The sequence below is a fragment of the Afifella sp. YEN Y35 genome, from assembly GCF_047553465.1.
GTDB classification, from domain to species: domain Bacteria; phylum Pseudomonadota; class Alphaproteobacteria; order Rhizobiales; family Afifellaceae; genus Afifella; species Afifella aestuarii.
The window spans coordinates 1,981,530-2,000,558 of the sequence record NZ_CP180203.1 but is presented as its reverse complement, the minus strand read 5'-3'; the positions used below and the strand labels follow the sequence as shown (position 1 = coordinate 2,000,558).

General features: G+C 63.5%; 21 protein-coding genes and 1 tRNA gene. 9 read left to right on the top strand and 13 right to left on the bottom strand.

Annotated features, from left to right (window positions below):
* The first annotated feature begins 10 nt into the window (after positions 1-10).
* From ACK8CP_RS09470 to ACK8CP_RS09460, 3 genes are all read left to right on the top strand, one after another.
* Complete coding sequence (locus ACK8CP_RS09470; RefSeq protein ID WP_414834132.1) at positions 11-619, top strand: glutathione S-transferase family protein; 609 nt, start codon at positions 11-13, stop codon at positions 617-619.
* 4 nt (positions 620-623) lie between these two features.
* On the top strand, positions 624-1,280 hold the full coding sequence (locus tag ACK8CP_RS09465; protein ID WP_414834131.1) for a uracil-DNA glycosylase family protein: 657 nt from the start codon (positions 624-626) through the stop codon (positions 1,278-1,280).
* A 64-nt stretch (positions 1,281-1,344) separates the two neighbouring features.
* Positions 1,345-1,833 (top strand): Lrp/AsnC family transcriptional regulator, encoded by a 489-nt coding sequence (locus ACK8CP_RS09460; RefSeq protein WP_414834130.1) that lies wholly within the window; start codon positions 1,345-1,347, stop codon positions 1,831-1,833.
* A 27-nt stretch (positions 1,834-1,860) separates the two neighbouring features.
* Here ACK8CP_RS09460 and ACK8CP_RS09455 read toward each other — a convergent pair whose 3' ends face one another.
* The gene (locus ACK8CP_RS09455; RefSeq protein WP_414834129.1) at positions 1,861-2,733 is read right to left on the bottom strand and encodes an NAD(P)-dependent oxidoreductase; all 873 of its coding nucleotides are present in this window, start codon (positions 2,731-2,733) and stop codon (positions 1,861-1,863) included.
* Between the two features lie 179 nt (positions 2,734-2,912).
* Here ACK8CP_RS09455 and ade point away from each other — a divergent pair, with 179 nt between their 5' ends.
* On the top strand, positions 2,913-4,709 hold the full coding sequence (gene ade / locus ACK8CP_RS09450) for an adenine deaminase (protein ID WP_414834128.1): 1,797 nt from the start codon (positions 2,913-2,915) through the stop codon (positions 4,707-4,709).
* A 12-nt stretch (positions 4,710-4,721) separates the two neighbouring features.
* Here the strand turns inward: ade and ACK8CP_RS09445 are convergent, their stop codons facing one another.
* From ACK8CP_RS09445 to mobA, 5 genes are all read right to left on the bottom strand, one after another.
* The gene (locus ACK8CP_RS09445) at positions 4,722-5,621 is read right to left on the bottom strand and encodes an ABC transporter permease (protein WP_414834127.1); all 900 of its coding nucleotides are present in this window, start codon (positions 5,619-5,621) and stop codon (positions 4,722-4,724) included.
* 2 nt (positions 5,622-5,623) lie between these two features.
* Complete coding sequence (locus ACK8CP_RS09440; RefSeq protein WP_370642462.1) at positions 5,624-6,334, bottom strand: ABC transporter permease; 711 nt, start codon at positions 6,332-6,334, stop codon at positions 5,624-5,626.
* A gap of 68 nt (positions 6,335-6,402) precedes the next feature.
* Complete coding sequence (locus tag ACK8CP_RS09435) at positions 6,403-7,176, bottom strand: ABC transporter substrate-binding protein (protein WP_414834126.1); 774 nt, start codon at positions 7,174-7,176, stop codon at positions 6,403-6,405.
* A 195-nt stretch (positions 7,177-7,371) separates the two neighbouring features.
* The gene (gene mobB / locus ACK8CP_RS09430) at positions 7,372-7,887 is read right to left on the bottom strand and encodes a molybdopterin-guanine dinucleotide biosynthesis protein B (RefSeq protein WP_414834125.1); all 516 of its coding nucleotides are present in this window, start codon (positions 7,885-7,887) and stop codon (positions 7,372-7,374) included.
* 11 nt (positions 7,888-7,898) lie between these two features.
* Positions 7,899-8,576: a molybdenum cofactor guanylyltransferase MobA gene (gene mobA / locus ACK8CP_RS09425; protein ID WP_414834124.1), complete on the bottom strand. Its 678-nt coding sequence runs from the start codon at positions 8,574-8,576 to the stop codon at positions 7,899-7,901.
* A 282-nt stretch (positions 8,577-8,858) separates the two neighbouring features.
* Between mobA and apbC the strand changes: the two genes are divergently transcribed.
* The gene (gene apbC / locus ACK8CP_RS09420) at positions 8,859-10,067 is read left to right on the top strand and encodes an iron-sulfur cluster carrier protein ApbC (RefSeq protein WP_414834123.1); all 1,209 of its coding nucleotides are present in this window, start codon (positions 8,859-8,861) and stop codon (positions 10,065-10,067) included.
* A gap of 3 nt (positions 10,068-10,070) precedes the next feature.
* On the opposite strand, the gene ACK8CP_RS09415 is transcribed toward apbC, so the two are convergent.
* The 3 genes from ACK8CP_RS09415 to moaA form a co-directional block, all read right to left on the bottom strand.
* Positions 10,071-11,228, bottom strand: a complete 1,158-nt coding sequence (locus ACK8CP_RS09415; protein ID WP_234630696.1) for a multidrug effflux MFS transporter — start codon at positions 11,226-11,228, stop codon at positions 10,071-10,073.
* A gap of 134 nt (positions 11,229-11,362) precedes the next feature.
* Complete coding sequence (locus ACK8CP_RS09410) at positions 11,363-12,283, bottom strand: DMT family transporter (RefSeq protein ID WP_414834122.1); 921 nt, start codon at positions 12,281-12,283, stop codon at positions 11,363-11,365.
* Between the two features lie 69 nt (positions 12,284-12,352).
* Complete coding sequence (moaA, locus tag ACK8CP_RS09405) at positions 12,353-13,342, bottom strand: GTP 3',8-cyclase MoaA (protein WP_414834226.1); 990 nt, start codon at positions 13,340-13,342, stop codon at positions 12,353-12,355.
* 228 nt (positions 13,343-13,570) lie between these two features.
* Here moaA and ACK8CP_RS09400 point away from each other — a divergent pair, with 228 nt between their 5' ends.
* Positions 13,571-13,927, top strand: a complete 357-nt coding sequence (locus tag ACK8CP_RS09400; RefSeq protein ID WP_128292861.1) for a gamma-butyrobetaine hydroxylase-like domain-containing protein — start codon at positions 13,571-13,573, stop codon at positions 13,925-13,927.
* A gap of 168 nt (positions 13,928-14,095) precedes the next feature.
* On the opposite strand, the gene ACK8CP_RS09395 is transcribed toward ACK8CP_RS09400, so the two are convergent.
* A complete protein-coding gene (locus tag ACK8CP_RS09395; protein ID WP_414834121.1) occupies positions 14,096-14,698 on the bottom strand; it encodes a L,D-transpeptidase in 603 nt (200 codons plus the stop codon).
* A 246-nt stretch (positions 14,699-14,944) separates the two neighbouring features.
* Between ACK8CP_RS09395 and purU the strand changes: the two genes are divergently transcribed.
* Positions 14,945-15,802 (top strand): formyltetrahydrofolate deformylase, encoded by an 858-nt coding sequence (purU, locus tag ACK8CP_RS09390; RefSeq protein WP_414834120.1) that lies wholly within the window; start codon positions 14,945-14,947, stop codon positions 15,800-15,802.
* Here purU and ACK8CP_RS09385 read toward each other — a convergent pair.
* The 3 genes from ACK8CP_RS09385 to gph all read right to left on the bottom strand — a co-directional run bounded on the left by ACK8CP_RS09385 (position 15,799) and on the right by gph (position 17,410).
* Positions 15,799-16,419 carry a hypothetical protein gene (locus ACK8CP_RS09385; protein ID WP_414834119.1) on the bottom strand — a complete coding sequence of 207 codons (621 nt, stop codon included), beginning with the start codon at positions 16,417-16,419 and terminating at the stop codon, positions 15,799-15,801. The genes purU and ACK8CP_RS09385 overlap by 4 nt on opposite strands.
* Before the next feature lie 171 nt (positions 16,420-16,590).
* Positions 16,591-16,665: transfer RNA gene (locus ACK8CP_RS09380), tRNA-Val, on the bottom strand.
* A gap of 52 nt (positions 16,666-16,717) precedes the next feature.
* Positions 16,718-17,410 carry a phosphoglycolate phosphatase gene (gph, locus tag ACK8CP_RS09375; protein ID WP_414834118.1) on the bottom strand — a complete coding sequence of 231 codons (693 nt, stop codon included), beginning with the start codon at positions 17,408-17,410 and terminating at the stop codon, positions 16,718-16,720.
* Positions 17,411-17,653: 243 nt separating this feature from the next.
* Here gph and rpiA point away from each other — a divergent pair, with 243 nt between their 5' ends.
* Together rpiA and ACK8CP_RS09365 are read left to right on the top strand one after the other, a co-directional pair.
* Entirely contained in the window at positions 17,654-18,346 is a 693-nt protein-coding gene (gene rpiA, locus ACK8CP_RS09370) for a ribose-5-phosphate isomerase RpiA (RefSeq protein WP_414834117.1), read from the top strand.
* Between the two features lie 73 nt (positions 18,347-18,419).
* Positions 18,420-18,983, top strand: a complete 564-nt coding sequence (locus ACK8CP_RS09365; RefSeq protein ID WP_234630703.1) for a DUF2059 domain-containing protein — start codon at positions 18,420-18,422, stop codon at positions 18,981-18,983.
* Positions 18,984-19,029 lie beyond the last annotated feature (46 nt).

The window sequence follows — 19,029 nt, the reverse complement described above, 5'->3', positions numbered from 1 at the left end:
GGAGGTGAGAGTGAAGTTACTCGATGGCGGACGTGCTCCAAACCCACGCCGGGTGCGGATTTTCCTTGCTGAGAAGGGCGTCGAGGTACCACTCGAACCCGTCGATATTGGCAAGAAGGAGCATTATTCGCTCGATTTTCTTCGCCTCAACCCGATGCGTCGCCTGCCGGTTCTTGTCCTCGACGATGGCACCGCACTTTCGGAAACGATGGCGATCTGCCGCTATTTCGAGGCGCTGCATCCCGAGCCGGCTCTTTTCGGAAAGAGCGCTTTGCAGCAGGCTCAGGTGGAAATGTGGAACCGCCGCATCGAGCTCGATCTCTATGCGCTCGTGGCCGCGATCTTCCGCCATTCGCATCCCGCGATGGCGGAACTCGAGAGCCAGGTGCCAGAATGGGCGGCGGCCTGCCGCGAGCGGCTGCCGGAGCTTTTCACTTTCCTCGACCGCGAGATGCAGACGCGCGAGTTTATCGCGGGTGACAGCTTTTCCGTTGCCGATATCACTGCGCTTGTCACTTTCGACTTCATGAAGCCTGCGAAGGTGGACATTCCGGAAGATTTTGCCGCTGTGCGCGATTGGCATGCGCGTCTCAAGGCCCGCCCGAGCGCTTCTACCTGATCGCGTGGCTGAAACGTCTTCCGAAGAGGTGCCTGAAACGGCGGAGGCGCTCGCCGCGCGCATCCGCTTCTGCCGCATCTGTGTGGAGCGGCCGTTTGCGTCGCCCTTGCCGCACGAGCCGAATCCGATTTTGAGGATTTCCTCCACGGCGCGCTTGTGCATTGCGAGCCAGGCGGCGGGCACGCTCGCGCATGCCACGACGACGCCGTTCAACGATCCCTCCGGCGAGCGCCTGCGCGACTGGCTCGGCGTCACGCGCGACGAATTCTACGACGTCTCGAAGATCGCCATCGTGCCGATGGGCTTCTGCTTTCCGGGTCAGGACGAAAAGGGCGGCGACCTGCCGCCGCGGCGCGAATGTGCGCCCTCCTGGCGCGAAGAAGTCTTCGCTTCGATGCCGCAGCTGGAACTCGTGCTCGCGATCGGCCAGTACGCCATTGCCTGGCATCTCGGCCCGCTCCGCCGCCGCACGCTGACGGAGACCGTCACTGACTGGCGGGAGGTTGTCGCGCAGTCGGGTCCGCCGCCCGTCCTGCCGCTGCCGCACCCCTCCTGGCGCAACAACGCCTGGCTGAAGCGGCATCCGTTCTTTCAAAGAGAGGTTTTGCCGTTTTTGCGGGCGCGTGTGCGCGAGCTTCTTCTGCCGCCGACGGGAGGTTGACGCAGCGCTTGCCTCGTATGCGCCAACAATGGTCTAACCACGCAAAAATCTGCCCGAGGCCTGAATGGACCGCATTGACCGCATGATCCTGACTGTCCTGCAGGAGGATGTGACGCTTCCCGTCGCCGAGATCGCTCGGCGTGTCGGCCTGTCGACGACGCCGGCCTGGCGGCGCATCCAGAAGATGGAAGAAGACGGCGTCATCAGGAAGCGGGTGGCGGTCCTCGACCCGAAATCAGTCAATGCGCATGTCACCGTCTTCGTCTTCGTGACCACCAATCAGCACAACGAGGACTGGCTCCTCCGCTTTGCCAAGATCATCTCGGACATGCCGGAAGTGGTGGAATTTTACCGCATGAGCGGGCAGGTCGATTATCTCATCAAGGTGGTCGTGCCCGACATTGCCGCCTATGACGCCTTCTACAAGCGCCTCGTCTCCAAGATCGACATCACCGACGTCTCCTCCGCCTTTGCGATGGAGAGGATCAAGGACACGACGGCCCTGCCGCTCAACTTCATGCAGCTCGACCCGCCGCAGAAGACGAAGGGGTAGGGGGCGTCGTATCGCCCCCACTGGTGATCAATCGAATTTCTGCAGCCTTTTCATCAGGCTCGACGTATCCCAGCGCTTGCCGCCCATCGCCTGCACCTCGCCGTAAAACTGATCGACGAGCGCCGTCACCGGCAGAAGCGCGCCGTTGGTTTTCGCCTCATCGAGGCAGATGGCGAGGTCTTTGCGCATCCAATCCACCGCGAAACCGTGATCGTAATGATCCTCGGTCATCGTCTTCCAGCGGTTCTCCATCTGCCAGCTCTGTGCCGCGCCCTTGGAGATGACGTCGATCACCTTCTCCACGTCGAGGCCCGCCTTCTGCGCGAAATTGATGCCTTCGGAGAGCCCCTGGACGAGGCCGGCGATGCAGATCTGGTTGACCATCTTGGTGAGCTGACCCGAGCCGACCGGCCCCATCAGTCCGACCATCTTGGCGTAGCATTCGATGACCGGCCGAGCCTTCTCGAAGACTTTGGGCTCGCCGCCGACCATCACTGTCAGCTGACCTTTTTCGGCGCCGGCCTGGCCGCCGGAAACCGGAGCGTCCAGGAAGCAGAAGCGGTGTGCATGCGCTTCATGCGCCAGCTCTCGGGCGATTTCCGCACTCGCCGTCGTGTTGTCGATGAAGATCGCCCCGGGCGCAATTCCCTTGAAAGCGCCGCCGCGGCCGAGCGTAACGGATCTGAGATCCTCGTCGTTGCCGACACAGCAGAAAACGAATTCCGCGCCCTCGGCGGCATGCTCGGGCGTCGGAGCATGCCGGCCACCGTGCTCGGCGACCCACTTCTCCGCTTTGTCCTGCGTGCGGTTGTAGACGGTAACCTTATGGCCTCGATGGGCGAGATGCCCGGCCATCGGGTATCCCATCACGCCGAGGCCGATGAATGCAACTTTCGCCATGTTCCGTTCCCTTTTGCTTTGCGCGGCGATTGCTCATGGTTCTAGACAATCAAAAAGGCCTTGTCAGGGGCAGAGCTTTTCCAACATGCCCTGGTGAGCGGCGTATCCCAAGTCTTTGACCGGGTGTTTGGTCGGGCTTTCGCCGGCTGTCGGCGCCATGCGGCCGTTTGGAGGTGACAATGACTGATCCTTTCCCGTCCTGGCCGAAGGTGGCGCCGCGCCTCGTCGATGTGGCCGCCGGGCGCACGCCGGCCGATCTCGTCATCCGCGGTGGCCGCTGGGTGAACGTGCATTCCGGCGAGATCGTCGAAAACACCGATCTCGCCATCACTGCGGGGCGCTTCGCCTATTGCGGGCCGGATGCCTCCCACACGATCGGCGAGGAGACCGAAGTGGTGGAGGCCAGGGGGCGCTATCTCGTGCCGGGCCTGTGCGATGCTCACATGCATGTCGAAAGCGGCATGGTGACGGTGACGGAATTCGTACGTGCTGTCGTTCCCCACGGCACGACGTCGATGTTCGTCGATCCCCATGAGATCGCCAACGTGCTCGGTCTCGACGGGGTTCGTCTCATGCATGACGAAGCTCTGACGGCGCCGATCAACGTTTTTGTCGAAGTGCCGAGCTGCGTGCCTTCTGCGCCCGGCCTTGAGACGGCAGGCGCCGAGCTCGGGCCGGAGGAGGTCGCCGAGGCGATGTCCTGGCCGGGCATCATCGGCCTTGGCGAGGTGATGAACTTTCCCGGCGTCGCTGCGGGTAACGAGCGGATGCTGGGCGAGATCATTGCGTCGGTGTCGGCCGGCAAGACCGTCGGCGGCCATTATGCGTCCCCCGATCTCGGAGTGGATTTTCATGCCTATGCGGCCGGCGGCCCCGCCGACGACCATGAAGGCACCCGCATGGAGGATGCGATTGCGCGCGTGCGCCAGGGCATGCGCGCCATGCTGCGCCTCGGCTCCGCCTGGTACGATGTCGCGGCTCAGATCAAGGCGGTCACCGAAAAGGGACTTGATCCGCGCTTCTTCGTTCTGTGCACGGATGACTGCCATTCCGGAACGCTCGTGCATGATGGGCATATGAACCGCGTCGTGCGGCACGCCATCGCCCAGGGGCTGAAGCCGGTCACGGCAATCCAGATGGCGACGCTCAACACGGCAGAGCATTTCGGCCTGGAACGCGAGCTCGGCTCCATCGCGCCGGGGCGCCGCGCCGATCTCCTTCTCGTGTCGGACCTGCCATCGCTCAAAATCGATGCCGTCTATGGCCGCGGCCGGCTGCTCGCCGAGAAGGGGGCGCTCGTCGCCGACATCCCGCTCTACGGGTATCCGGAAGAGGCGAAGAACACCGTCCGCCTGGGCCGCGAGCTGACGGCGGACGATTTCGCCGTGCCCGCGCCAAAGGGAAAGGACCGTGTCGGTGTTCGCGTCGTCGGCGTCATCGAGAACCAGGCGCCGACGAAGGCTCTTCAGCGTGAGCTGAGCGTCGTCGATGGGTTGGTGGAAGCCGATATGACCAACGATGTCGCCCACCTTGCCCTGGTGGAGCGCCATCGCGGCACCGGGGCCGTCCAGAACGCTTTCGTCTCGGGCTTTGGCTACAACCGGCGCTGCGCCATCGCCTCCACCGTCGCCCATGACAGCCACCAGATGATCGTCGTCGGCACCGACCGGGCCGATATGGCGATGGCGGCGAACCGCCTGGGCGAAGTCGGCGGCGGCGTCGTGGTGATCTCCGAAGGCGAGGAACTGGCGCTGGTCGAGCTGAGGATCGCGGGTCTGCTTTCGGAGGAGCGCGCGGAAGCTGTTGCCGCCAAGGCCGCACGGATGGGCGCCGCCATGCAAAGCTGCGGCTGCCGTCTCAACAACGCCTTCATGCAGCATTCGCTGCTCGCACTCGTCGTCATCCCGGAACTCAGGATCTCCGACAAGGGCCTGATCGATGTGACGAAGTTCGAAAAGACCGAGCTTTTCGTCTGAGGCTTTGGCGGCTTACGCGCCGATCTGTTCTGCCACCACCTGCTGCCCGGAGCTGTCCTGTGCCGGCTTGAGATGCCGCGTCAGCCGTCGTTCGGCCGCATCCCAGACGCGCCGGAGCGCTTCCACGACGACCAAATAGAGCCCCGCGGCCCAGAGATAGACCTGGAAATCGAAGGAGCGGGAAAAGGCAAGCCGCGTCTCGCCCAGGAGATCATAGACGGTGATGACGGAAGCGATCGCGGAGCCCTTGATCATGAAGATGATCTCGTTGCCGAGTGGCCGCAGAGCCGTGATCAGCGCCTGCGGGGCGACCACCTTGAAGAAGATGACGACAGGCGAGAGCCCGAGCGCGCGGGCTCCTTCCCATTGTCCAAGCGAGACGCCGCGAATGGCGCCAGCATAGATCTCGGCCTGGTAGGCAGCCGTGTTGAGCGTGAAGGTGAGGGCGGCGCAATTGAACGCGTCGCGAAAGAACCACCACATCCCGGCGGCGTCGAAAACCTCCCGGAATTGCCCGGCGCCATAATAGACGAGGAAGGTCTGGGCCAGGAGCGGCGTGCCCCGAAAGAAATACACATAGGCAAAGGCGAGACCGCGCGTCCACCGGTTCTTCGAGAGCCGGCCCGCCGCGACGATGCCGGCCAGAACCGCACCGATCGCGACCGACAGAACGACGAGTTCCACCGTGACGAGGAGGCCGTCGAGGAGCTTTGGCCCGTAGCGCATCAGGAGTGCCGGATTCCAGGCGCTGATGAAGAAGACGATCAGCGCGAGGGCGATCGCGGCCCAAACCGTCATCAGAACAATGCCGGCGATACGTGCCTTGCTCCAATGCCGGACGGAAGCGGGCGGAGGCTCCGCCGGAAGAATCCGGTCGGAGACATAGACCTGATCGGCGCTCGTCTCGCTCATCGTCATTTCGTTGCCTCGCCGCGCCGTGCCCAGCGGTCGATGCCGTTGATGCCGAAAGACGAAATGATGGAAAGCACCAGATAGATCATGCAGGCGACGAAATAGAAGAAGAACGGTTGTTTGGTCACGCCAACGGCGACGTTGGTGTTGCGCAGAAGATCGTTGAGGGCGATGACGGAGACGAGGCTCGTATCCTTCAACAAGATCAGCCAGAGGTTCGAAAGCCCCGGCAAAGCGAGCCGGATGAGCTGTGGCAGGATGACGAGACGCATCGTCGTCGTCGGCCTCAGGCCGAGCGCATACGCCCCCTCATACTGACCCTTCTGAATGCCGCGAAAGGCGGAGAGAAAGACCTCGCTCGCGAAGGATGCGAAGACGAGCGACAGGGCGATCACGCCCGCCGTGAAAGACGAAAACTCGACATAGGTGTCGAAGAGAAGCCGGAAGAGCTTCTGCAGTGCGATCTGTCCGCCGTAATAGATGATGAACAGCGTCAGAAGCTCCGGCAGCCCGCGGAAGATCGTCGTGAAAATCGTCGCCGCCCGGATGAGACCGGGATCGTCGCTGTCCTTGGCGAGCGCCAGCAGAAATCCGAGCACGAGCCCGATCGGCAGCGTCGTCAGCGCCAACGCGACCGTGACCGCAAGCCCGGCCGCAAGATCATCGCCCCAGCCGCCGCCTCCAAACGACAGGAGGTCCAAAAACTCCATCAGCCCGTCATCCCTGGCGCGGCAGAAGGATGGGGCTCAAAAGCCCCATCCGATGCATCATACACCCCGACTTATCCGCCATAGACGTCGAAGTCGAAGTACTTGTCGTTGATTTTCTTGTAGGTGCCGTTCTCGCGGATCGCCTTGATGGCGGCGTTGAGCTTCTCGCGCAGGTCGTCTTCGCCCTTGCGCACCGCGATGCCGATGCCCGGCCCGTAGATCTTCGGATCGCCCGGCAGCGTCGTCAGGATCTTGCAGCAGGAGCCGTCTTCGCTGTCGACCCACTCCGACAGAACGATCACATCGTCGAGGGCTGCATCGAGACGTCCGCTCGACAGATCGAGCTTGTATTCGTCGGCCGAGGGATAGAGGCGGATGTCGGAATCCGGGAAGATCTGTTCCGCATATTGCGCGTGCGTCGTGGAGCTCTGGGCACCGACGCTTCTGTCCGCCATCGATTCGGCGGTCGCTTCCGTGATGTCGGAATCCTTCGGCACGACGATCGCCTGCGGCGTGTCGTAATATTTGTCGGTGAAGTCGACCTTCTCCTTGCGCTCCTCCGTGATCGACATGGAGGCGACGATGGCGTCGTACTTGCCGGCGAGAAGGGCGGGAATGATGCCGTCCCAATCCTGCGCGATGAACTCGCACTTCACCTTCATCTCGTCGCAGAGCGCATTGGCGATGTCGATATCGAAGCCGACGAGCTTACCGTCAGCCGTGATTTCGCTGAACGGGGGGTAGGCGCCCTCCGTGCCGATGCGCAAGGTTTCCTGGGCCTGCGCCGCGCCGGTGGCGAAGACCGCGAGGACCGTTGCAGCCGCCAGTTTTTTGAACAAGCTCATGCTGTCTCCCGAATTTCTTGTTGGATGCGGCCGGGGAAGGCCGCTGGACCTATAATCGGCCCAAACTTTGAGCCTGTGCAACTCTTTAGCAAGCGCCGTGCCTGCGGCAAGGAGACTTGATCACAGGCAATGCAGGTTTGGCCGATTCTGCGCCTCCTGGCATAGCCGGCAGAGGCGCGAAAGGCGCAGACTGCCTCATTTGGCGGCATCGAGCGACAGATGCCCGGCGATGAAATCGGCAATTTTTGCAATTTCGTCGAGATCGAAGACCGGAAGCTCCGCGTTCGCCACCGGGTAATCGGCGGCGATTGCGAGGATCGAGGGATCGCTGTCGCTGAGCGCCTGGCCGGGCCGTCCGTCGCGGCGGCGCACTTCGAGCTTCGGGTGAGACGCCTTCTTGTAGCCTTCGATGAGGATGAGATCGCAGGGCGACAGGCGCGACAGCATCTCCTCGACGGGGGGCTCCGCCTCTTCGCCGAGCTCATGCATCAGCGCCCAACGGTGATCGGACACGAGGAGCACCTCGCGTGCGCCCGCCTCGCGATGTCGGAACGAATCGGTTCCGGGATGATCGATGTCGAAGGCGTGGTGGGCGTGCTTGACCGTGGAGACGATCAGGCCGCGCTCCGAGAACTCGCTGACGAGGCGGGCGACGAGCGTCGTCTTGCCGGAATTCTTCCAGCCGGTGATGCCGAAGACCGGGGGCGCCATCCGCGGGCGGGCTATTCGGCGGCCTGAGTTCGATTGAGCGCTTCGAGCATCGCCCGTGCCTCGGCCGCGTCTTCCGGCGTGTTGACGTTGAAGAACGGATCGATCTGGCGGCCGTCGGCTTCCAGATGGTCGAAGGGCACGTTGAGACGCACGTAATGGTCCGCGAAGTCGAGAACCTTGCTCGATTTCGCCTTCTTCAGCCATTCCTCGAGATCGTCGGCAAGGGCGATCGGCCACAATCCGAAGACGGGATGCACGCCGTTGAACGAGGCTGCGACGGCGATCGTCGTTTCGTCGTGGCCGCAGCCTTCGGACAGCCGCGTGACGAGATCACCGGGAAAGAAGGGCGTGTCGACGGCTGCGCTCGCCATGAAACGCGCCTGCGGACAGAAGACCTGGCTCCAGCGCATCCCGGCGAGAATACCGGCGAGAGGCCCCGGATTGCCGTCGATGCCGTCGGGAACGACAGGGAGAAGAAATTCACTGAAGCGCGACGCGTCGCCATTGGCGTTGATGACGAGTGCGTCGACCTGCGGGCGCAGACCATTCACCACGTAAGAGAGCAGCGGTCGGCCGGCAATCTCCACGAGCGGCTTGTCGTTGCCCATCCGGCGGGACAGGCCGCCAGCAAGAATAACCCCCGTGATGGGGCGCGGGGCAGGACGATCCTGGTCTGTCGTCTCGCTCACGAAACCCCGCAGAAACGCTTCGGCTGCGGACTTTTCCGCGCCGGTATCCCGGTGATGAAGGAGCGTCGTCTCGGCAACGGGCTTTCGGCCATCGGTTCGTTTCCTCTCAACCTATATACCTGTCGTGGCCCGGCAGGTGAAGCCGCCATCCGGCGTCTTCCTCAGCCGATCGCAGCGTGTGGCATTTGAACTTCGGGCGAGGGGGCAATATGTCAACGGCATGCCCGCCGGACGAAACCGCCGGCTCAAAAGCACCACCGCTGACGCGGTTGAAGGATGGCAATGCCCGAGACCACTCCCACGATTACGAAAGATGTCGTCTTCGATGCGCTCCGCCGTGTCAAAGGCCCCGACCTCGAAAGTGATATCGTCACTCAGAAACTCGTTTCCGATCCCGTCATCTCGAACGGCAAGGTGATCGTGTCGATCACGGTGCCGGCGGAGGCCGCATCGCATCTGGAACCTCTGCGGCAGGCGGCCGAAAAGGTGCTCTCGGATCTCCCGGGGGTAGAGCGTGCCATGGTGGCCCTGACCGCCGAGAGACGGCCTGGGCAGGGCATGTCCCAGAATGCGATGCCGCAGAATACGGCCCCCCGCAGCGCTCCGCCACGGCCGCAACCCGCCCCGCAACCATCCGCCCCGCAGCGCGCGCCGGGCCAGGCGCCGCAGCAGCCTCAAAAAGCGGGGGTTCCTGGCGTCAAGGCGATCATCGCTGTCGCGTCCGGCAAGGGTGGCGTCGGCAAATCCACGACCGCCGTCAATCTCGCCCTCGGGCTCAAGGCGAACGGGCTCGAAGTCGGCATCCTCGACGCCGACATCTACGGGCCGTCGTTGCCGCGTTTGATGGGCATCAAGGGACGGCCGGAATCGGTGTCGGAGCGCGTCCTGAAGCCGATGGAAGGCTACGGGCTCAAGGTCATGTCGATGGGCTTCCTCGTGGAGGAAGAGACCCCGATGATCTGGCGCGGACCGATGGTCATGTCCGCCTTGACCCAGATGCTGCGCGAGGTTGCCTGGGGCGAGCTCGACGTGCTCGTCGTCGATATGCCTCCCGGAACCGGCGACGCGCAGCTCACCATGGCTCAGCAGGTGCCGCTCGCCGGTGCCGTCATCGTCTCGACGCCGCAGGATCTCGCCCTCATCGATGCCCGCAAGGGCCTCAACATGTTCAACAAGGTGAACGTGCCGGTCCTCGGCATCGTGGAGAACATGAGCTATTTCCTGTGCCCGCATTGCGGCGAGCGCTCCGACATTTTCGGGCATGGCGGAGCGGAACACGAGGCGGAACGCATCGGCGTTCCCTTCCTCGGCGCTGTGCCGCTCCACATGGATATCCGCGAAACCTCCGATTCAGGCCGGCCGATCGTTGCCTCCGAACCGCAATCGGAGCATGCGCGCATCTATCGCCACATTGCCGATGCCGTCGTGAAGCGTCTCAACGTGGAAAAAGCCGCGGGAGTCCGCCAGGCGCCGAGGGTGGTGGTGGAATAGAGGCTAGCGGACGATCCGAAACAGGATCACGGAGAAGGCGAATGCCGCGACGGCCCCTGTCAGCATGACGGCTGAGAGGGGCAGGGCCGACATGCCGCCGGCGAGCACTGCTCCTGCGATCGCCGAAGAGATCGCGCCCGAGCCGATCTGCGTTGCGCCCTGAAGCCCGGCTGCCGTGCCGGCGATTTCCGGGCGCACGCTGATGGCGCCGGCGATCGTGCTCGGCAGAACGAGGCCGTTGGAAATGCCACCCACGCACATCGGCAGGAAGAGGGCCGGCGCACTCAGATGGCCGCTCGCGATGAGAGCGAGAAGCACGAGCTGGGCGATGAGGAGAAGGCTGGACCCGGCGAGCGTCATCCGCCGGACGCCGACCTTTTCGGCGAAGCGGCCGGAGAGAAAATTGCCGAAAGCATAGCCGATCGACAGGACCGCAAACCAACTGCCATAGGCGATCGGAGACAGCCCGAGGATCGTGCCGGCCACATAGGCGCCGCCGCCCAGAAAGGCGAAGAAGACCGAGGTCGCAAGGCTCGATACGGCGGTGTAGACGAGGAAGGCCGGTTCCTTGAGAAGGTAGCCGAAATCCCGAAACAAGGTGGCAAAGGCGATCCGCTCGGTGCGCGCGTGATGCGTCTCGCTGACGTCGCGCCAGGCAAGGGCCAGGACCAAGGCTCCGAACACCGTCAGCATGACGAACTGCGCCCGCCAGCCGAAATTCTGTTGCAGAAGACCACCGAAGAGCGGTGCCACCATCGGCGCCATGGCGAGCCCCATCGTGACATAGCCGATGACGCTTGCGGCTTTGCGCCGATCGTAGAGGTCGCGCACGATGGCGCGCGCCAGAACGATGCCGGTGCAGCCGCCGGCCGCCTGCAGGACGCGCAGTGCAAGCAGGCTTTCAATGTCGTTCGCAAAACTCGCCAGGGCGCTGGTGGCGGTGAAGATGCTGAGCCCGCAGAGAAGAACGGGCCGGCGCCCGAAACGGTCCGACAGCGGCCCGATCACGATCTGCGAAATCGCAACGGAGGCAAGAAACAGGGACAGGACGAGCTGCACGGTGGCAAAGCTCGCGTGGAAGTCCTTCTCCAGCGCCGGCATCGACGGCACGATGACGTTGATCGCGAACGGGCTGAGCGTCGAAATGACGACGAGGCTCAAGAGACTTGGCCGCCGCCCCTCAGGTGACAGGGCGGGGGCATCGGATATTGAAGACGGCATTGGATCTCGGCGGAGGCGAGGGGAGGGGTGGATGACCCGATAGCATCCAACCGCGCCCGGCAGAAGGGGCGCGATCAGCGTGCCGGCGGTGCCGTCAGCGCTTTGCGGGCCTCCGAGGCTCCCACCTGGCGTTCCCGGTAGAAGGTGTAGATGCCGGTCGCAATCAAGATGCCGGTGCCGATGAAAAGGAGCGGCCCCGGCCACTCGCCGAAGACGAGCACCTGCGCAAGCACGGCCCAGATCATGAAGGAATAGCGAAATGGCGCGACGACGGAGATGTCTCCCGTGCGCATCGCGGCGATGATCAGGGTGTAGCCCGCGACCGTGCACAGTCCGGACGCGAAGATGGTGGCGAGCACGGCCGCATCGGGCATCACGGGCTCTTCGAAGAGCATGAGAAAGCCACCGAAGAGACCGACGGAGATTGCGGCGGCCGTCGTGACGGCGAGCGTCGGCAGGCCTTTCGGCAATTGCTTGGAGGCGAGATCGCGCAGAACGACCGCGAAGACGCTGAGGAGCGCGACGAGCGACCAGATGTTGAAGCCGTCGAGACCTGGCTGGATGACGAGGAGCGCCCCGCTGAAGCCGACCGTGATCGCGGTCCAGCGCCTCCGTCCGACGGTCTCGCCGAGAAAGAGTGCAGCACCCGCCGTGGTGGCGAGCGGCACGACCTGCAGGATCGCCGAAGCGTTGGCGAGCGGCAGGCGGAACAGGGCAGAGAGGTAGAGCCCCGCTGCCACCACCTCGCCCAGGGTGCGCCAGATGAGCGTCTTATGGAAAAGCAGACTGCGATTGGCGAAGGCGCCGCGGCGCACCGCGAGCACGATGACGATCGGCGACACGATCAGACCGCGCAGAAAGATGATCTCGCCGGTCGGCAGATCGGCGCTCGCAACCTTCACCAGCGTATCGTTGACGATGAACGTCACCATCGCTGCGAGCATCAGGAGAATGCCGCGCTGGTTTTCGCTCGGCAGGGCAGGCACAGGCGGCATGGGGAAACGGGCTTCTGGCGGGTTGATCGAAGCTTATGCTTAGGCGGCTTCTTAAGCCGCGACCAGGGCTCAGCCGCCCGTCATGCTCATATGCCGTGCAACCGCCGGACGTCGGTGATGGCGATCGATGACGAAATCGTGCCCCTTCGGCTTGCGGGTGATCGCCTCGTCGATGGCCTGCGCGAGGAGCGCATTGCCTTCAGAGGCGCGCAATGGGGCCCGCAGATCGGCCGCATCTTCCTGCCCGAGACACATGAAGAGCGTGCCCGTGCACGTCACCCGCACGCGATTGCAGCTTTCGCAGAAATTATGCGTGAGTGGGGTGATGAAGCCGAGCCTGCCGCCGGTCTCTTCGACCTCGACGTACCGCGCCGGACCGCCGGTCTTGTAGGGGATATCCGTCATCGTGAAGCGCTCTGAAAGTCGCGCGCGAACGGTGGAAAGCGGCAGATATTGCTCGGTGCGGTCGCCTTCGATCTCGCCGAGCGGCATCGTCTCGATCAGCGTCAGATCCATGCCCTGACCATGGGCAAAGCGGATCATCTCCGGGATTTCGTGTTCGTTCACGTCTTTCAACGCGACGACGTTGAGCTTCACCTGAAGTCCTGCGTCCTGCGCCGCCTTGAGGCCCGCCATCACGCGGCCGAGATCGCCCCAGCGTGTGATGGCCTTGAACTTGTCGTGATCGAGCGTGTCGAGGGAGACGTTGATCCGGCGCACGCCGAGTGCTGCGAGATCGTGCGCGTAACGTTCGAGCTGTGAACCGTTCGTCGTCAGGGTCAGCTCCTCGAGCCGCCCGGTCGTGAGATGGCGCCCGAGCGCCTCGATCAGCCACATGATGTTGCGGCGCACGAGAGGCTCCCCGCCGGTGAGGCGCAGCTTGCGCACGCCTTTGTCGATAAAGGCGGTGCACAGGCGCACCAATTCCTCGAGCGACAGAAGATCCCGCTTGGGCAGGAAGGTCATGTCCTCGGCCATGCAATAGACGCAGCGGAAATCGCAGCGGTCGGTCACTGAGACGCGCAGATAGGAGATCGACCGCCCGAACGGGTCGATCATCGGCGCTGTCTCCGACGCCGTGTCGATCGGCGTGACGGCCGCGATGTCGGATTTCTGCACGATGGAATTCACTGACGCCTCATTGTTCCGTTTGCCTGCCTCCCCTTCGCCTGTGATCGGCAAATGGTGCTGGCAAGCCGTTTCCCGCCCTTATAGGAGAAGAATGTAATGGCGCCGCCGTCCGCGTCAAATGGCAGCGCGGCGCCGCAGCCCCTTGAAGGAGACATGATGGCGGAACCCTGGCCGACCGAAATCCGTCTGAAGAAGGACCGGCACATGCTGGCCGTCAGTTTTGAGAGCGGCGAGACCTTCGAGCTGCCGGCGGAGTATCTGCGGGTCTTTTCACCCTCCGCCGAGGTGCAGGGGCATTCGCCGTCCGAGCGCAAGCTCGTCTCGGGAAAGGCCGATGTGATGGTGATCGAAGTCGAACCGATCGGCAATTACGCCGTCCGTCTGCATTTCGACGATCTGCACAACAGCGGGATCTTCACCTGGTCCTATCTCTACCGGCTCGGACAGGACTTCGGCTCCCTGTGGGCGGGCTATCTGGAAGAGCTGGCCGAAAACGGTCTCTCCCGCCGCTGAAAGGGCAGGTGGGATTTCTCTCAGAGCTTGAAACGACAATGGCCGGCGCAGGCGCCGGCCCATGGAGCTTGAAACGACAACGGCCGGCGCAGGCGCCGGCCCATGGAGCTTGAACGAAAACGGCCGGCGCAAGCGCCGGCCGTCGATAAATCGTGTCGTCGAATCGCTTTAGCGGCGCACGACCACCTTCGTGCCGACATTGACCCGTTCGTAGAGGTCTGTGACGTCGTCGTTGGTCATGCGAATGCAGCCCGAGGAGACCGCCGTGCCGATCGTCCACGGCTCGTTCGAACCGTGGATGCGGTAGTAGGTGTTGCCGATATAGAGCGCGCGGGCACCGAGCGGATTGTTGGGGCCGCCCTCCATATGCGCCGGCAGGCCCGGCTGACGCTTGCGCATCGCCGGCGGCGGCGTCCAGCCCGGCCACTCCGCCTTGCGCGTTACGCGGTGCGTGCCAGCCCACTGGAAACCCTCGCGGCCGACGCCAACGCCGTATTTCAGCGCCTTGCCGTCTTCCATGACGTAGTAGAGGCGGCGCTCGCCGGTATCCACGATGATCGTGTTCGGGCCGTAGGGGCCGGCGTAATCCACGACCTCACGCTGCACCGGCGACTTGCCATGGAGTCGGGAGCCCGGGCCGAAGCTCAGCCATTGCTTGGAAACGGGATCAAAAAATCTTGCCGTCGGCTGCGCCGAGGCGTTGGGAGCAAAAGAAACGGCGCTAACAAGCGCCACAGCGACCGCAGTCGCAAGTAATCCAAACTTTCTCATTACCGTCCCCGGAAAGGCTGGCGAGTTGATGTGTCACTTTAACCTCTGTGTCGAATCGCTCTCAAAAGGCAAGCACCGGGCGGCCCGCGGTGCGGCGCCGTGACGCTTTTGCAACCGTATGTGGCTCGCCTGCCACGCCCGGCCCCGGGCGTCGTCGGCAAGTCCTCCCATCGTGCCGCCGACAGCGCGTCTTGCGCTGCCGCATTTGATTGCTAAAGCAACCTCAGCTGAGCCAACGGACAGGTCATGGCCGATTTCATTCTCACCTTCTCCTGCCCCAATCGTCCGGGCATCGTCGCAGCCGTCGCCACCTCGCTCGTCTCCAGTGGCTACAACATCCTGGAGGCGCAGCAATTCGATGACGCTGAAACCGGTCACTTCTTCATGCGGGTTCTCTTCAATCCGGTGCTGGAAGGGGCCGACATTGAAGTTTTTCGCGAGAAGCTCGCGGAGATCGGCGAGCGCTTCGAAATGGAGCTGACGCTGCGCGACCGCAGCGTGAAGCCGAAGGTCATGCTCCTCGTCTCGAAATTCGATCATTGCCTCGCCGATCTTCTCTACCGCTGGCGGATCGGCGAATTGCCGATGCAGATCACCGCCATCGTCTCCAACCATCCGCGCGAGGCGTTGCAGCTGCCGGAGCTCGATGAGGTGCCGTTTCATCATCTGCCGGTGACGGCCGCGACGAAGCCCGAACAGGAGGCGAAGCTCTGGGATCTCATCGAAGAGACGGAGACGGAGTTCGTCGTTCTCGCCCGCTACATGCAGGTGCTGTCAGACGAGCTGTCGACGAAGCTCGCCGGGCGCTGCATCAACATCCATCATTCGTTCCTGCCGGGCTTCAAGGGTGCTAAACCTTATCATCAGGCGCATGAGCGCGGTGTGAAGCTGATCGGGGCGACGGCGCATTTCGTCACGCCCGACCTCGACGAGGGGCCGATCATCGAGCAGGACGTGGAGCGCATCTCGCATCGCCACACGCCGGCCGATCTCATTGCCAAAGGCCGCGACATCGAACGTCGGGTGCTCGCGCGCGCGCTGCACTATGTGCTCGACGACCGCGTCATCATCTCCGGACGAAAGACGGTGGTCTTCTACGATTAAAGGGAATCTTGCAGCAGTTTTCCGATCTTGCGCCGCTCCCGGCGCGAGCGGATCTGCTCGGAATCGCTGGTCGTCGGGCAGATCTGGATATCTCCGTCCTTGTGCCGGATCTCGAAGGTTCGGCGTGCCCCTGCGAGGAGATCGTCGGCACCGTAGACGATCACGGCGGTCAGCTCGAGAGATTGGACGGACGCGAGCCAGTCCTCGTTCGACCCGTGGCCCTCATTGTCGCCGATCGTCAAGATCAGGTCGTGGAACGTGCCGATATCGAGATATTCGCCGGCTTTCAGCGGCCCCTGCTTCATGCGCGAGCGCGGATCGGCGTCGAGCCCGTCGCCGAGATCGCGGAGATCCGTCAGCTCCTGCCGGTAGGTCCCGTCGTCGGTGGTGACGAAAGCGATGAGGCTCGTCAGGTAGATCGCCTCCGAGCTCATATTGCTGATCAGGCACCGCGCTTCCGTGCCAAGGCCCCCGCCGCGATTGATGAGGATGGTCGAGCGCCAGCGGCGCCTGTAGGCGACGAGCAGGAGCTGCAGGTAAACGAACCAGACGAGCAGCATGAGCAGGCTCGTAATGGCTGAGAAAGCGCCGGAATAGTGCTGGATCCAAGACCACATGCGCGCCGAAACTAGGCGGCACTTGCGACGCGTCTAGAGAGAGACGTCGGTTCTTCGTTTAGGCGCCATACTTTCCGCAGGAATGGGACCTCGGTGAGATCGTGCCCGAGGAGCCTGGGAAAGAAGAGCCTGGGAAAGAAGATCCTGGGAAAAGGTCATGAGCCGGAAAGATGGTGGGCGCGACAGGGATTGAACCTGTGACCCCTGCCGTGTGAAGGCAGTGCTCTCCCGCTGAGCTACGCGCCCGACTCGCAGCAGCGATTTGGCACGGAGCCGCGCCGCGGTCAAGCCGGCGCGCTCATTCCACGGCTGCCGATCCACCGCGCGTTTCAAGAAGCCTTGCGGCGAGCGCGGGTGTGAGCTGCGAATAGCTGTCGATGATGACGTCGGGACGAAGCTCGGCCATCGGTTTCGTCGTGTAGCCGAAAGGCACACCGATGACCGGGACGAAAGCCGCACGTGCCGCGGCGATATCGGCAGCCGAATCGCCGACCATCAAGGCAGCGTCGGGCTCTCCGCCCGCAGCTTCGATGGTTTCAAGAAGATGTGCCGGATCGGGTTTGCGCTTGGCGACCGAATCGGCGCCGAGCACGGCCTGAAATCGATTCAGAAGCCCGAGCTGATCGAGAAGCAGCTTCGACATGCCGACGCGCTTGTTGGTGCAGACGGCGAAACTCCAGCCTTGCGCATCGAGCGTATCGAGCGCGCTCACAAGTCCCGGAAAGGGCCGGCTTTCGACGCAGATATGTTCCTCGTAATGGGCGAGAAAAACCTCCAGCAATCGGTCGAGCTCTTTCGGCGCCACCTTGCGCCCGGAGAGCTTCAGACCCTCTTCGATCATGGCGCGCGCGCCGCGGGAAATGCACGGCATGATGCGCTCGCGCGGCGCCGGCGGCAGCCCGCGATCGCCGAGCACATGGTCGAGCGTGGCGAGAAGATCGGGCGCGGTGTCGACGAGCGTGCCGTCGAGATCGAAGACGATGAGGGACATGGCGCCGGGCTAGCCGAGGCGCGAGGCGGGCGCAAGCCGGAGGTTTGCGCGCCCCGTGCCTTGATTGTGTCGTGGGGGCGTCGAGGCTTGCGCTGCTGTGACGTCCTCGATCCCGGAGCGGATCTATTGATGCGTCGGGTTGTCATCCGTCCCGCTCTGTCGCAAACGGGTTGCACGAAAGCGTATGATGATAGTGCGCGCAACCGGATGTGTTTCGCGGGATCAAGGCAGGCGGGGGCAAGGATGACGGATGATCTGAAACGCCAGGCGGCCGAGGCGGCTCTGGAGTTTGTCGAGGACGGCATGAAGCTCGGCCTCGGCACCGGGTCGACGGCGAGCTGGTTCGTGAAGCTTCTGGGCGAGAAGGTTCGCGCCGGCATGAATGTCGTCGGCGTCCCGACATCGGAGGCGACAGCCAGACTGGCGCAGGACGAGGGGATCGCGCTCACCTCTCTCGACGAGATCGACCGGCTCGATCTCACCGTCGACGGCGCCGACGAGATCGGCCCGGAGCTTGCCCTGATCAAGGGCGGCGGCGGGGCGCTGTTGCGCGAGAAGATCGTGGCGGCGGCTTCTGCGCGCATGCTCGTCATCGCCGATGCCGGCAAGCACGTCGAACATCTCGGGGCTTTTCCTCTGCCGATCGAGGTCGTGCGCTTCGGCAAGAAGGCGAGCGAACGGGCCATCGAAGAGCTGATTTCGAGGCTTGGCCTCAATGCGGAACTCGCCTGGCGCACACGCGGCGGAGAGCTTTTTGCAACCGACGAAGGCCATGTCATCATCGATGCATCTTTTGGCCTCATTCCTGATCCAGAGGCGCTCGCGCGCGGCCTGTCGGAGATCCCCGGCGTCGTGGAGCACGGGCTCTTTCTCAACCTGGCCGAGACGGCGCTGATTGCCACGCCCGAGGGTGTGAAGAGGCTCACCCGCGCTTGATGCGGGCGTGACGTCGCCCGGCTTTTCCGTTATCGACGGCATCCAACGCGCCGTCACACATCAGGAGTTCTTCATGTTTCGGCTTTCCGCGCTTTGCCTGCTGCTGCTCGGGGCGGTGGTCCCGGTTTATCCCGCTGCAGCCCAGGACGCGAACCCGGCCCCGGCGACCGGCGCGCCGGCCGAACCTTCGGATGCGCAGATGGAGCTCGCCCGCAAGGTCCTGTCGGCCTCCGATCTGTCGCGCAGCTTCGATGAGATCCTTCCGGAAGTCGCAGACCAGGCGAAGATGACGCTCATCCGGTCCAATCCGCAGATGCAGCTCGGCATCATCGAGATCGTCGACCAGGTGGCCCTCGACATGGTCGACCGCCGCGCGGAGCTTGAAAAGCGGCTGGCGCGGATCTGGGCGATCAATTTCAGCGAAGGCGAACTCAACGATCTTCTCACCTTCTTTGAGACGGATACGGGTCAGAAATTCACCGGGACGCTCGTCGGCCTTTTGAGCGCGCAGGTTTCGGTGAGTCAGGCCTGGGCCAAGGAGATCGGCGACGAGATGCTGCGCCGTTCGACGCAGAAACTGCAGGAAATCTCCAAGAACGAAGCGAAGAGCCTGCAGGGCGAGACGAATCCGCAGTGAGCGGAGACGCATGAACCGACACGCGTGCGCTGGCACGCGTGAGCGG

Coding starts and splice junctions, on each gene's coding strand:
- ACK8CP_RS09460 (WP_414834130.1), top strand. CDS start 1,345: ATGGACCGCATTGACCGCATGATCCTGACTGTCCTGCAGGAGGATGTG.
- ACK8CP_RS09455 (WP_414834129.1), bottom strand. CDS start 2,733: ATGGCGAAAGTTGCATTCATCGGCCTCGGCGTGATGGGATACCCGATG.
- ade (WP_414834128.1), top strand. CDS start 2,913: ATGACTGATCCTTTCCCGTCCTGGCCGAAGGTGGCGCCGCGCCTCGTC.
- ACK8CP_RS09445 (WP_414834127.1), bottom strand. CDS start 5,621: ATGAGCGAGACGAGCGCCGATCAGGTCTATGTCTCCGACCGGATTCTT.
- ACK8CP_RS09435 (WP_414834126.1), bottom strand. CDS start 7,176: ATGAGCTTGTTCAAAAAACTGGCGGCTGCAACGGTCCTCGCGGTCTTC.
- mobB (WP_414834125.1), bottom strand. CDS start 7,887: ATGGCGCCCCCGGTCTTCGGCATCACCGGCTGGAAGAATTCCGGCAAG.
- apbC (WP_414834123.1), top strand. CDS start 8,859: ATGCCCGAGACCACTCCCACGATTACGAAAGATGTCGTCTTCGATGCG.
- ACK8CP_RS09410 (WP_414834122.1), bottom strand. CDS start 12,283: ATGCCGCCTGTGCCTGCCCTGCCGAGCGAAAACCAGCGCGGCATTCTC.
- moaA (WP_414834226.1), bottom strand. CDS start 13,342: ATGATCGACCCGTTCGGGCGGTCGATCTCCTATCTGCGCGTCTCAGTG.
- ACK8CP_RS09400 (WP_128292861.1), top strand. CDS start 13,571: ATGGCGGAACCCTGGCCGACCGAAATCCGTCTGAAGAAGGACCGGCAC.
- ACK8CP_RS09395 (WP_414834121.1), bottom strand. CDS start 14,698: ATGAGAAAGTTTGGATTACTTGCGACTGCGGTCGCTGTGGCGCTTGTT.
- purU (WP_414834120.1), top strand. CDS start 14,945: ATGGCCGATTTCATTCTCACCTTCTCCTGCCCCAATCGTCCGGGCATC.
- ACK8CP_RS09385 (WP_414834119.1), bottom strand. CDS start 16,419: ATGTGGTCTTGGATCCAGCACTATTCCGGCGCTTTCTCAGCCATTACG.
- gph (WP_414834118.1), bottom strand. CDS start 17,410: ATGTCCCTCATCGTCTTCGATCTCGACGGCACGCTCGTCGACACCGCG.
- rpiA (WP_414834117.1), top strand. CDS start 17,654: ATGACGGATGATCTGAAACGCCAGGCGGCCGAGGCGGCTCTGGAGTTT.
- ACK8CP_RS09365 (WP_234630703.1), top strand. CDS start 18,420: ATGTTTCGGCTTTCCGCGCTTTGCCTGCTGCTGCTCGGGGCGGTGGTC.